Origin of the sequence: Methylobacterium terricola, assembly GCF_006151805.1 — a bacterium.
Taxonomy (GTDB): Bacteria; Pseudomonadota; Alphaproteobacteria; order Rhizobiales; family Beijerinckiaceae; genus Methylobacterium; species Methylobacterium terricola.
This window is the reverse complement of the sequence record NZ_VDDA01000008.1, coordinates 111,560-123,882: the sequence shown is the minus strand read 5'-3', so window position 1 is coordinate 123,882 and position 12,323 is coordinate 111,560. Positions and strand designations below refer to the sequence as shown.

The 12,323-nt window shown below is 71.9% G+C and carries 9 protein-coding genes and 1 other RNA gene; 9 read left to right on the top strand and 1 reads right to left on the bottom strand.

Features of this window, described 5'->3' with window-relative positions; genetic code table 11:
- The first annotated feature begins 33 nt into the window (after positions 1-33).
- From rnpB to FF100_RS18580, 9 genes are all read left to right on the top strand, one after another.
- Positions 34-465: RNase P RNA component class A (gene rnpB / locus FF100_RS18620), an RNA gene on the top strand.
- 515 nt (positions 466-980) lie between these two features.
- Complete coding sequence (gene rsmH / locus FF100_RS18615; RefSeq protein ID WP_139037177.1) at positions 981-2,000, top strand: 16S rRNA (cytosine(1402)-N(4))-methyltransferase RsmH; 1,020 nt, start codon at positions 981-983, stop codon at positions 1,998-2,000.
- A complete protein-coding gene (gene ftsL / locus FF100_RS18610) occupies positions 1,997-2,446 on the top strand; it encodes a cell division protein FtsL (protein ID WP_139037176.1) in 450 nt (149 codons plus the stop codon). Before rsmH ends, ftsL begins: the two co-directional genes overlap by 4 nt.
- A gap of 122 nt (positions 2,447-2,568) precedes the next feature.
- Positions 2,569-4,299 (top strand): peptidoglycan D,D-transpeptidase FtsI family protein, encoded by a 1,731-nt coding sequence (locus FF100_RS18605; protein WP_139037285.1) that lies wholly within the window; start codon positions 2,569-2,571, stop codon positions 4,297-4,299.
- Positions 4,296-5,753, top strand: coding sequence for a UDP-N-acetylmuramoyl-L-alanyl-D-glutamate--2,6-diaminopimelate ligase (locus FF100_RS18600; protein WP_139037175.1), 1,458 nt, complete (start codon positions 4,296-4,298; stop codon positions 5,751-5,753). Before FF100_RS18605 ends, FF100_RS18600 begins: the two co-directional genes overlap by 4 nt.
- Positions 5,750-7,210, top strand: a complete 1,461-nt coding sequence (locus tag FF100_RS18595) for a UDP-N-acetylmuramoylalanyl-D-glutamyl-2,6-diaminopimelate--D-alanyl-D-alanine ligase (protein WP_139037174.1) — start codon at positions 5,750-5,752, stop codon at positions 7,208-7,210. Before FF100_RS18600 ends, FF100_RS18595 begins: the two co-directional genes overlap by 4 nt.
- A gap of 81 nt (positions 7,211-7,291) precedes the next feature.
- A complete protein-coding gene (gene mraY, locus FF100_RS18590; RefSeq protein ID WP_139037173.1) occupies positions 7,292-8,377 on the top strand; it encodes a phospho-N-acetylmuramoyl-pentapeptide-transferase in 1,086 nt (361 codons plus the stop codon).
- Between the two features lie 252 nt (positions 8,378-8,629).
- Positions 8,630-10,033 (top strand): UDP-N-acetylmuramoyl-L-alanine--D-glutamate ligase, encoded by a 1,404-nt coding sequence (murD, locus tag FF100_RS18585; RefSeq protein ID WP_139037172.1) that lies wholly within the window; start codon positions 8,630-8,632, stop codon positions 10,031-10,033.
- A gap of 105 nt (positions 10,034-10,138) precedes the next feature.
- Positions 10,139-10,954, top strand: a complete 816-nt coding sequence (locus FF100_RS18580) for an endonuclease/exonuclease/phosphatase family protein (protein WP_139037171.1) — start codon at positions 10,139-10,141, stop codon at positions 10,952-10,954.
- Here the strand turns inward: FF100_RS18580 and FF100_RS18575 are convergent.
- The gene (locus tag FF100_RS18575; RefSeq protein WP_171070242.1) at positions 10,887-12,323 is read right to left on the bottom strand and encodes a phospholipase D-like domain-containing protein; all 1,437 of its coding nucleotides are present in this window, start codon (positions 12,321-12,323) and stop codon (positions 10,887-10,889) included. The two genes, FF100_RS18580 and FF100_RS18575, sit on opposite strands and share 68 nt — an antisense overlap.

Sequence of the window (12,323 nt, the reverse complement as noted above, 5' to 3'; positions counted from 1 at the left end):
ACGTGCTGCCCCGGGCGTCGCACATCGGCGCCGTCAGCCGGCCGGGCGGCCGCTCCGGTCCCGTCAGCGGGTTCGCCTGCTTTCGCGGGATCGGGGAGGAAAGTCCGGGCTCCATGAAGAGACGGTGCCGGATAACGTCCGGCGGGGGCGACCCCAGGGACAGTGCCACAGAGAGCAGACCACCGGGCGGGTCCTCGCGGACCCGTGCCGGCCAGGGTGAAAGGGTGCGGTAAGAGCGCACCGCGGACGCGGCAACGCGGACGGCACGGCAAACCCCACCGGGAGCAAAACCGAATAGGGGCGGCACGCGCGAGCGATCGCGCAGGGCTTCTTCAGGCCCGTCGCCCGGGTTGGTTGCTCGAGGCGGCCGGCAACGGCCGTCCCAGAGGAATGGCCGCCACGTCAGGGGGATCCTCGCGGATCCCTCGGGCCATACAGAACCCGGCTTACAGGCCGGCTGATACCCAATTCCGATGACGGGGCGTGAGAGCACGCCCAGCTGAGTCGGCGCGGGCGCGAGGCAACGGCCATGGTGAGCCTGCGCCCGCGGCCGAACAGCCGCGCCCGCCTCGACTTTTCGATGGCGCCCGTGCACGGCACAAGCCTTCGTTAACCTTGCTGGTCTCTGATGCCACACGGACGGGTGCTGCCCGCCGCGTGTGCCCTCGCGTTGACGACCCCAGAGCCCCATGATACCCCGAGCCATCCCGTCCACGGCGATTCCAGCATCGGCGGCCGCAGCCCGCGAGAGCAGGCGTGATGGTCGCGCGTCGATGCCTGGCGTGGGCATCGCGGCGCCCTGGCGCCGATCCCGGCCGGCCTCGGCCCGGCTCGTGCGGACAGCGGAGCACCATGGATCGTCACGCGTCACTGCGCGCCCGCCGCGCGAGCGTTGCCGCCGTCTCGCCGGGCCGCGCGGCCAAGTCCTTGTCGGGGTGCAAGTTCGTGTCGGGGTGCAAGTCCGTGTCGGGGTGCCTGTCGTGACCGAGGCCGCCCCCCACATCCCGGTCCTGCTCGCCGAGGTCCTGCAGGCCCTTCGCCCCGGCGAGGCTCCGGCGGCGGTGATCGACGGCACCTTCGGAGCCGGCGGCTACACCAAGGCGATCCTGGCGGCAAATCCGGGCAACCGCGTGCTCGCCATCGACCGCGACCCGACGGCGATCGCCGCCGGCCAGGCGCTGGTCGAGCGGGAGGCCGGGCGCCTCGTGCTGGTCCAGGGCCGCTTCGGCGACCTCGACGCGATCGCCCGCGACCACGGCTTCGCGCAAGCCGACGGCGTCGTCCTCGATATCGGCGTGTCGTCGATGCAGCTCGACCAGGCGGAGCGCGGCTTCTCGTTCCGGTTCGACGGCCCCCTCGACATGCGGATGGAACGGGCCGGCGAGAGCGCCGCCGATCTCGTCAACGACGCCTCCGAGGCCGCGCTCGCCGACGTGATCTACCATTACGGCGAGGAGCGCCGGGCCCGGGCTGTCGCCCGCGCGCTGATCGAGGCACGCCGGCGCGGCCGCATCGAGACCACGGCGGCCTTGGCGGAGATCGTCGCCGGCGTCGTGCGGGCGGAGCCCGGCAGCGGCATCCACCCGGCGACCCGGACCTTCCAGGCCCTCCGCATCGCGGTGAACGACGAGCTCGGGGAGTTGCAGCGGGCGCTCCACGCCGCCGAGCGCACCCTGCGTCCGGGCGGGCGCCTCGCGGTGGTGACCTTCCACTCGCTCGAGGACCGCATCGTGAAGCAGTTCTTCTCGGCCCGCAGCGGCCGGGCGGTGGCGGCCTCGCGCCACCTGCCGATGGCCTCGCAGCCGGCTCCCCGCAGCTTCACCCTCGCCACCAAGGGCCCGGTCGCCGCCGGCGAGGCCGAAGCCTACGCCAATCCCCGCGCCCGCTCGGCCAAGCTGCGGGCCGGCGAGCGCACCGAGGCGCCGGCACCGCCGCCGCTGACGGTGCTGGAGGCCCTGGCCTCCCTGCCCGAGACCCAGACAAGGGGAGGGCGCCGGTGATCCGCCTCCTGCACCTCGCGGCGATCGCCGGGCTGATCGCCTCGGCCATCTACGCCTACTCGATCAAGTACGACACGCTCTACCAGGCCGAGCAGGTCGCCAAGCTGAAGACCCGCCTGCGCAAGGAGCGCGACGCGATCGCGGTGCTGCGCGCGGAGTGGCAGCTGCTGACCCGACCCGACCGGCTCCAGGGCGCGGTCGACAAGTACCTCACGCTCGAGCCGATCGGCACGAGCCATCTCGGACGGCTGGCCGACCTGCCGGCCAAGGCCGACCGCGGCGACGAGATCGCCCGCAAGCTCGAGGCGCTCGGCCTCGGCGCCACCGCGACCCCGGCCAAGGAGCAGCGCCCGGCCGCCACGACCGCGGCCGCGACCACCGGCCGATCCGAGGAGCCCCGCACCACCGGCTCCACCTCCACCCGCACCCCGACCGCCAAGAGGTAGGCGCCGTGAGCCAGGACCAGGACTTCCAGGATCACGACGCCCCGCCGACCCAGCCCGGCGCCGGGGCCAGCGGGGATGGCCAGGAGACCGCCCCGGCCCAGCCGCGGCGCGACATCGCGGCGATGCTGCGCAGCGGCGTCACGGCGATGTTCCGCCTCTCGGTCGAGCGCAGCGCCGCCCGCGTCGGGCTCGTCAGCCTCGTCTTCGGCGCGGTGTTCCTGACCCTGATGGGCCGCCTCGTCAGCTTCGCGCTGTTCCCCGACGACCCGGTCACCGCCTCGGCGCGCCGGGCCGAGGCCGGCGGCACGACCCAGGTGCGGCCCGACATCATCGACCGCAACGGCGAGATCCTGGCGACCGACATCCGCACGGTCTCGGTCTTCGCCGAGCCGAAGAACATCTACGACAAGGACGAGGCGGTCGAGCTGCTCACCGCCGTCCTGCCGGAGATCAACGCCCGCGACCTGCGCGAGAAGCTGTCGTCGAAGAAGGGCTTCGTCTGGGTCAAGCGCGAGATCACCCCGCGCCAGCAGGTCGAGGTGCACCGCCTCGGCATCCCGGGCGTCGGCTTCCTGCCCGACCACAAGCGGGTCTATCCGAACGGCACGGCGGCCGCCCACATCCTCGGCGTGACCAACCTCGACAATGTCGGCATCGCCGGCATCGAGAAGTACATCGACCGCCAGGGCCTGCGCGACCTCACCAGCCTCGGCTTCGTCGAGAAGTCGGCCGACATGGCGCCGGTCCAGCTATCGATCGACCTGCGCGCCCAGCACGCGGTGCGCGACGAGCTGGCCTGGGGCATGGAGCATTACCGCGCCAAGGCGGCGGCCGGCCTGATCCTCGACGTGACCACCGGCGAGGTGATCGCGCTCGCCTCCCTGCCGGATTTCGACCCGAACGAGCCGAAGGACGCGCTGGACCCCGACCGGATCAACCGGATGAATGTCGGCGTCTACGAGATGGGCTCGACCTTCAAGGCGATGACCCTCGCCATGGCGCTCGATTCCGGCAAGTTCACCGTCAACTCGACCTTCGACACCCGCGGCGGCGTGCTGCATTGGGGCCGGCAGAAGATCCACGAGTATCACGGCACCAACCGGGTCATCACGATGCCGGAGGTGTTCACCCACTCCTCCAACATCGGCTCAGCCAAGATGGCGCTCGGCATCGGCGTGCCCGGCCACAAGGCCTTCCTGAAGAAGATGGGCCTGCTCGACCGCCTGCGCACCGAATTGCCGGAGAGCGCCGAACCGATCATCCCGCCGCGCTGGACCGAGATCAACACCATCACCATCGCGTTCGGCCACGGCCTCGCGGTGGCGCCGCTCCAGGCCTCGGCGGCGGTGGCGGCGATCGCCAATGGCGGCTTCCTGATGACGCCGACCTTCCTCAAGCGCAGCGAGGCCGAGGCGCGCGAGAAGGCGACGCAGGTGCTCTCGCCCCAGACCAGCGAGGCGATGCGCTTCATCATGCGCCTCAACGCCACCGAGGGATCGGCCAAGAAGGCGGCGATTCCGTACTACTACGTCGGCGGCAAGACCGGCACCGCCGAGAAGGTGATCCGCGGCCGCTACGTCAAGAACCGGCTGTTCACGACCTTCATGGCCGCCGCGCCGATGGACAAGCCCAAGTATCTGTTCGTCACCATCATGGACGAACCGCAGGCGGTGGCGGCGGAATCCGGCACCTATGCGACGGCGGCCTGGAACTCGGGCGTCGTCACCGGCCGGGTGATCGCCCGGGTCGCCCCGATCCTCGGCCTGCCGCCGCAATTCGAGCCGCCGGCGAAGCCGTTCCCGCTGATGGTCAAGCTCGGCGCCTATCACGTGAACCAGCTGGACGGACGATGAGCCTCACCCTCGGCGATCTGTTCCCGGAGGCCGGCCAAGCGGCCGGTCTTTCCGTCACCGGCCTCACCGCCGACAGCCGCAAGGTCGCGCCCGGCTTCGTGTTCCTGGCGGTGCCCGGCACGGCGGCCGACGGCCGGCTCTTCGCCGCCAAGGCGGCAGCGGCCGGCGCTGTCGCGATGGTGGCGCAGGGCGAGCGCCCGGCCGATCTGCCGGAGGGCGTCGCCTACCTCTCCGTGCCCGATGCCCGCGCGGCTCTGGCCTCGGCCTCGGCCCGGCTGCATCCGCGCCAGCCCGAGACCGTCGTCGCGGTCACCGGCACCAGCGGCAAGAGCTCGGTCGCCGATTTCGTGCGCCAGATCTTCGGCCGCCTCGGCCGGGAGGCGGCGAGCCTCGGGACGCTCGGGGTGATCACCACGTCCGGCGCCGCCTACGGCTCGCTCACCACCCCCGACCCGATCACCCTGCACCGGACCCTCGACCGGCTGAGCGCCGACGGCGTCACCGAACTCGCGATGGAAGCCTCCTCGCACGGGATCGAGCAGAGCCGCCTCGATGGGGTCCGCCTGACGGCCGCCGGCTTCACCAATCTCGGCCACGACCACCTCGACTACCACCTCACGCCGGAAGCCTATCTCCAGGCCAAGCTCCGGCTGTTCACGACCCTGCTGCGGGCGGACGGCACCGCGGTCGTCAATGCCGACGGTCCGCGGAGCGGGGCGGTGATCGCGGCCGTGCGGGAACGCGGCCTGCGGCTCGTCACCACCGGCCGGGCCGGGGAGGGGATCCGCCTCGTCTCCGCCCGCACCGAGGGCTTCGCCCAGCGCCTCGCGATCGCGGTCGCGGGGGTGACCCACACCGTCGATCTCCCCCTCGTCGGGGCGTTCCAGGTCGAGAACGCCCTCGTCGCCGCCGGGTTGGTGCTCGCGACCCCGGCCGGGGCCGTGCGCGAGGCGGAGGTGATCGCGGCGCTTTCGCATCTCGCCGGGGTGCCGGGTCGGCTGGAGCGGGTCGGCACCGTGCGCGACGCGCTCTGCATCGTCGACTATGCCCACAAGCCCGACGCGCTCGCCAATGTCCTCGACGCGCTGCGTGCCTTCACCACCGGGCGGCTCGTCTGCGTCGTCGGCTGCGGCGGCGACCGCGACAGGGCTAAGCGCCCGCTGATGGGCCGCATCGCCACCGACAAGGCCGACCGGGTCATCGTCACCGACGACAATCCCCGCAGCGAGGACCCCGCGACGATCCGCGCGGCGATCCTGGCGGCGGCACCGGGCGCCGAGGAGATCGGCGACCGCGCGGAGGCGATCTGGGCCGCGGTGCGAGACCTGCGCGCCGGCGACGTGCTGCTGGTCGCTGGCAAAGGTCATGAAACGGGCCAGATCATCGGCGACCGGACGCTGCCCTTTTCCGACCGCGACGCGGTCCTGAGCGCGATCGAGGAGACCCGCGCATGACCGAGCCCCTCTGGACCCTGGACGCCGCCGCCGCCGCCATGGGCGGCCGCGCCGCCGCGGATGCGTCCGCTCCCCAGGCCCTGTCCGGCCTCTCGATCGATACCCGCACCCTGAAGGTCGGGGACCTGTTCTTCGCCATCAAGGGCGAGGCCCGCGACGGCCACGACTTCGTGCGCGACGCGCTCGCCCGCGGCGCCGGCGCCGCGGTGGTGGCCGAGGAGCGCGCCGCCGACCTCGGCGAGGCCGGACCGCTGATCGCAGTTCCCTCCCGTGACGATGACGGGGTCCTGGCGGCGATGCGCGGCCTCGCGGTCGCGGCCCGGGCGCGAACGGCTGCGCGGGTGCTCGCCGTCACCGGCTCGGTCGGCAAGACCGGTACCAAGGAGGCCCTGCGCCACGTGCTCGCCGCGCAAGGCACCACCCACGCCTCGGTCGCCTCCTACAACAACCACTGGGGCGTGCCCCTGACGCTCGGCCGGATGCCGGCGTCGAGCGCGTTCGGGGTGTTCGAGGTCGGCATGAACCATGCCGGCGAGATCGCCCCCCTGACCCGCCTGGTGCGGCCCGAGATCGCGATCGTCACCACGGTCGAGCCGGTCCATATCGAGCATTTCCGCTCGCTGTCGGGCATCGCCGACGCCAAGGGCGAGATCTTCTGCGGCCTGGAGCCCGGCGGCGTCGCGATCATCAACCGCGACAACCCGAATTTCGAGCGGCTGAAGGCCCACGCCCTCGCCTCCAACGCCGGCCGGGTGGTGAGCTTCGGCGAGCACCGCGAGGCCGACGTGCGGGCCGAGCGCATCGTGATGCGCCCGGACCTGTCGATCGTCGACGTGCGGGCGATGGGTCTGCCCGTCACCTACCAGCTCGGCACGCCGGGCCGGCACACGGCGCTGAATTCGCTCGCCGTCATCGCCGCCGTGCAGGCGCTCGGCGCCGACCTCGCGCTCGCCGCCCTGTCGCTGGCGCAGCTGCGCCCGCCGGCCGGCCGCGGCGCCCGCCACGTCCTCCCGGTCGCGGGCGGCGAAGCGCTCCTCGTCGACGAGAGCTACAACGCCAACCCGGCCTCGGTGCGGGCGGCGCTCAGCACGCTGGCCGGCGTCGAGACCGCCGGTCGGCGCATCGCCGTTCTCGGCGACATGATGGAGCTCGGCGCCGACGCGCCCGCCCTGCACCGCGGGCTGGCCGAGGCCGTCGAGGAGCACGGGATCGACCTCGTCTTCACCGCCGGCCCCCTGATGCAGGAACTGTTCGAGGCGCTGCCCGCCTCCCGCCGCGCCGGCGCCCGGCAAAGCTCCGCCGAGCTGGTCGATCCGGTGATCGAGGCCCTGCGCCCCGGCGACGCCGTGATGGTCAAGGGCTCGAACAGCACCCGCATGGGCCGGATTGTCGAGGCGCTCAAAGCCCGCTACGGGGTCGGCGCGGAGCAGGATCTCGCCGTCGGCCGCTCCGGCTGAGCCACCTTCGAAGGACTTCTGACGCGCTGGCGCGGGTGTGAGCCCGGCGCCGCCGCTCGCCCACGATCGGATGCCCCCGGGATGCTCTACCTCCTCTCCGAGCTGAGCGGCGTGTTCTCGCCGCTCAACGTCTTCCGCTACATCACCTTCCGGACCGGAGGCGCGCTGTTCACGGCGGGCTTCTTCGTGTTCTGGTTCGGGCCGTGGATCATCTCGCTCCTGCGCCTGCGCCAGGGCAAGGGCCAGCCGATCCGCGAGGACGGGCCGCAATCGCACCTGCTGACCAAGCGCGGCACGCCGACCATGGGCGGGCTGATGATCCTGGCCGGCGTGATGGTGGCGGTGATCCTCTGGGCCAACCCGCGCAACCACTACGTCTGGATCGTCATGATGGTGACGCTGGGCTTCGGCGCGATCGGCTTCTACGACGATTACCTGAAGGTCACGAAGCAGAGCCACAAGGGCTTCTCGGGCAAGTTCCGCCTCGGTCTCGAAGCGCTGATCGCGATCGCGGCCTGCGTCGCGGTGGCGGAATACTCCGCGCCGGGCCTCGCCTACCGGCTCGCCTTCCCGGTCTTCAAGGACGCGATCATCAATCTCGGCCTGTTCTACGTCGCCTTCGCGGGCTTCGTGATCGTCGGCGCGGGCAACGCGGTCAACATCACCGACGGCCTCGACGGGCTGGCCATCGTGCCGGTGATGATCGCGGCGGCGACCTTCGGGATCATCGCCTACCTCGTCGGCAACGTGATCTACGCCTCGTACCTGCAGGTGAACTACGTCCCGGGCACCGGCGAACTGGCGGTGGTCTGCGGCGCCCTGATTGGGGCGGGCCTCGGCTTCCTGTGGTTCAACGCGCCGCCGGCCCAGATCTTCATGGGCGATACCGGCTCCCTGGCGCTCGGCGGGCTGCTCGGCACCGTGGCGGTGGCGACCAAGCACGAGATCGTGCTCGGCATCGTCGGCGGCCTGTTCGTGCTGGAGATCCTGTCGGTCATCATCCAGGTCGCCTCGTTCAAGCTCACCGGCAAGCGCGTCTTCCGCATGGCGCCGATCCACCACCATTTCGAGCAGAAGGGCTGGAAGGAGCCGCAGGTGGTGATCCGGTTCTGGATCATCGCGGTGGTGCTGGCGCTGCTCGGGCTGGCGACGCTGAAGCTGCGGTAGGGGAGCAACGCCCTCATTCGCGGTTCAGATATTGCAATCTCCGCCAACGCTTGAAAGGAAGGCACGTCCCCCTCGCCCGTGTGGGAGAGGGGTCAGGGGTGAGGGTGCTACGGCTCTGAGTCTAGCTCTGAGCGTTACGCTGCCAGCACGACGGGCACAGCTTTACACTGAAGCGTGTCACCCTCACCCCTACCCGTCTCCCACTCGGGAGAAGGGATCCCGCGCCATTCCAATGGACCCGGCGGACACCGCATGACACCCTCCACCACCTTCGCCGACCGGACGGTCGCCCTGTTCGGTCTCGGCGGCTCGGGTCTCGCCACCGCGCTCAGCCTCAAGGCCGGCGGCGCCCGGGTGATCGCCTGCGACGACAACCCGGCGCGGATGGAGGCGGCGCGCCAGCAGGGCATCGAGACCGGCGACCTGCGCCAAGCCGAGTGGAACGACTTCGCCGCCCTGATCCTCGCCCCCGGCGTGCCGCTCACCCATCCGGCGCCGCACTGGACCGTGGACCTCGCGAGGGGCGCCGACGTGCCGGTGATCGGCGACATCGAGCTGTTCTGCCGCGAACGGGCCGCGACCAGCCCCGATGCGCCCTTCGTCGCCATCACCGGCACCAACGGCAAGTCGACCACCACGGCGCTGATCGCCCACGTCCTGGCGAGCGCCGGCCGCGACGTGCAGATGGGCGGCAATATCGGCACGGCGATCCTGTCGCTGGCGCCGCCTTCGCCCGACCGGGTCCACGTGATCGAGCTGTCCTCGTTCCAGATCGACCTGACGCCGTCGCTTAGCCCCACCCTCGGCGTGCTTCTCAACCTCACCCCCGACCACCTCGACCGCCACGGCGACATGGCGCATTACGCCGCCATCAAGGAGCGGCTGGTGACCGGTGCCGCCCACGCGATCGTCGGCGTGGACGACGAATTCTGCCGGGCGATCGCGGATCGCCGCGCGGGGCCGCTGACCCGGGTCCACGTCTCCCGAGGTCATGGCGGCGAGGCGGGGGAGGGGCCGGGCATCCTCGCCCGCAACGGCGTCGTGATCGACGGGCGGCGCGCGCCGCCTGAGCCGGTGGCGGACCTCTTCGGCATCGGGTCCCTGCGCGGTGCCCATAACTGGCAGAACGCGGCCATCGCCTACGCGGTCGCGAGCGCACTCGGCGTCTCGCCCGACGCCTTCGCGGCGGCCCTCGCGAGCTTCCCGGGCCTGCCGCACCGGATGGAGGAGGTCGGGCGCCGCGGCCCCGTCCTGTTCATCAACGATTCGAAGGCCACCAACGCCGATTCGACCGAGAAGGCGCTCTCGGCCTTCCAGCACGTGCACTGGATCCTCGGCGGCAAGCCGAAGGAGGGCGGGATCGCGAGCCTCGCGCCGTACTTCCCCCGCGTCGCCCACGCCTACCTGATCGGCGCCGCGACCGAGGACTTCGCCGCCGCCCTCGACGGGCATGTGCCGTTCAGCCGCTGCGGAACGCTGGCCGCCGCCGTCGCGGAGGCCGCCGCGGCGGCGGCGACGGATGCCAAGGCCGATCCGGTGGTGCTGCTCTCGCCGGCCTGTGCGTCTTACGACCAGTTCCGCAGCTTCGAGGATCGCGGCGACCAGTTCCGGACATTGGTCCAAGCACTGCCCGGATTGCGGCCGCCCGGCGCCTGACGCCCTATCGCCGATGGGGCAAATCGGCGTATGCCGCGTCCCGCAACGGCCCGAGGCGTCCCGCGCCATCGTACCGGCCCAATCATGCGCTTCCCCAGCGGTGCCATGCAGCCCCCCCAACACCTCCTGCCCGCCGACGCCCCGGCCGCCGCGCCCGCCCCGCATCGCGCCGGCCCGCGCAAGATCATCAGCTGGAACCTGCTGCGGCGGACCGGCGCGACCGTCGACGCCCTCGAGGCGCTGATCGCGCAGGAGAAGCCCGACCTGCTGCTGATGCAGGAGGCGACCGTCGACATCACCGAGCTTCAGGCCCGCGCCGGGGGGCACTACGCCTGGGCGCCGCTGCCCAAGCGCATCCACGGCCTGGCGATGTGGAGCCCGACCCCGTGGGCGACCCCGCCCCGGGTCATCACCCTGCCCTCCGGCGCCCTGATCGACCGGGTGTGCCAGATCGTCGATCTCGGCGCCTTCGGGGTCGCCAACGTCCACCTGTCGCACGGGCAGGTGCTGAACCGGCGCCAGCTGCGCCGCATCGCCCAGCACCTGCCGGTACGGGCCGCGGTGCTCGGCGACTACAACATCGTCGGGCCGGCCCTGCTGCCCGGCTTCCAGGACGTCGGCCCGCGCCACCCGACCCACGCCATGGTCGAGCTCGTGCCCCTGCGGCTCGACCGCTGCCTGGTGCGGGGGCTGACCTGCCGCGGCCAGGCGGTGCTGCCGCGGGGCGCCTCCGACCACCGGCCGATCGTCGTCCATCTCGAGCCCGGCCACCGCGAGCCCCGGCGCGAGGCCCTGCGGAACCGGATCGAGGCGTTCCGCGACCGGGCCGAGGATCTCCGCAAGCGGGTGCCGCTCAAAGATATGGCAGCAGCAATCGCACGCCGGCGTCGCGCAGGCGCACGGCCATCCCGCGAGAGTTGAGGTCGGCCATCGTCAAGGGCTGCTCCATCTTGGCCCGCATCAGCCCGTCGAGATCGGCCGCGAAGTCGGGATCGTAGACCTCGACGTTGAGCTCGAAGTTGAGCCGGAAGCTGCGGCTGTCCCAGTTGGCGCTGCCGACGAAGCACCAGGCGTCGTCGACCACCATCAGCTTCGAGTGGTCGAAGGGCGGCCGGTCGAGCCAGATCCTGACGCCCGCCTCCAGCAGCGGCCCGACATGGGCCCGGGTCGCCCAGTCGACCACCCGGTGGTTGCTCGCCTGCGGGATGATGACGTCGACGGTGACGCCCCGCATCGCCGCGAGGCCGAGCGCCGTCAGCAGCATCTCGCTCGGCAGGAAGTAGGGCGTGGCGAAGCGCACCGAGCGCCGGGCGGTCGCGACCGCCTCCAGCACCACGAACTCGATCTTCTCGATGTCGGCGTCCGGCCCCGAGGTGACGACCCGCGCGAGCGAGGCGCCGGCCGGCGGGATCTCCGGGAACCAGGCCGGTCCCTCCAGGTCCTCGGCCTTCACGAACGCCCAGTCGCGCCAGAACGCCTGGGCGAGCTGGCCGACCACCGGGCCGTCGATGCGGAAATGGCTGTCGCGCACCGGCTCGGGCGGGTTCTTCGCCATGACGTTCTCGTCGGCGATGTTGACCCCGCCGACGAAGCCGGTCCGGCCGTCGATCAGGAGCAGCTTCTTGTGGGTGCGCAGGTTCAGGAACGGCATCCGCCACGGCAGCGCCGAGTGCATGAACAGGCCGGCGGGGATCCCGAGGCGCCGCAGGCGCCGGTACATCGCCGGGAAGAAGTAGCCGCTGCCGATGCCGTCGATCAGCACGCAGACCGCGACGCCCCGGGCCTGCGCGGCGCGAAGCGCCGCCGCGAAGGCCTGGCCGCTGTCGTCGTCGCGCATGATGTAGCTCGACAGGGCGACGCTGGTCTGCGCCTCGCCGATCGCCGCCAGCATCGCCGGATAGGCCTCGTCGCCATGGCGGTAGCGCTCGATGCGGTTGCCGGCGACGAGCGGCAGGCCGCTGATCCGCTCGACCGCCTGCTTCAGGGGCTGGAACGCGCCGGGCACCTCGGCCACCGGCGGCGGCGGCGCCCCGGGCCGCGGTCCCGGCAGCACCGGCAGGCGGCGGGCGCGCCGGCTCACCCGGTTGATGCCGAACATCACGTAGAGCGTGCTGCCGAGCAGCGGCGAGAGCCAGGCCAGGCCGATCCAGCCGATCGCGGCGCCGACCTCGCGCTTGTTCATCAGCACGTGCACGGTGACGATGAGCGCGAGCGCGAGCCCCAAAGGCGCCAGCACGTCCGACCGGATCGAGGTCAGGATTCCGATCCAGCGGTAGATCTCGTGTTCCAC

Coding starts and splice junctions, on each gene's coding strand:
- murD (WP_139037172.1), top strand. CDS start 8,630: ATGACACCCTCCACCACCTTCGCCGACCGGACGGTCGCCCTGTTCGGT.
- FF100_RS18605 (WP_139037285.1), top strand. CDS start 2,569: ATGCTGCGCAGCGGCGTCACGGCGATGTTCCGCCTCTCGGTCGAGCGC.
- FF100_RS18580 (WP_139037171.1), top strand. CDS start 10,139: ATGCAGCCCCCCCAACACCTCCTGCCCGCCGACGCCCCGGCCGCCGCG.
- FF100_RS18595 (WP_139037174.1), top strand. CDS start 5,750: ATGACCGAGCCCCTCTGGACCCTGGACGCCGCCGCCGCCGCCATGGGC.
- mraY (WP_139037173.1), top strand. CDS start 7,292: ATGCTCTACCTCCTCTCCGAGCTGAGCGGCGTGTTCTCGCCGCTCAAC.
- FF100_RS18600 (WP_139037175.1), top strand. CDS start 4,296: ATGAGCCTCACCCTCGGCGATCTGTTCCCGGAGGCCGGCCAAGCGGCC.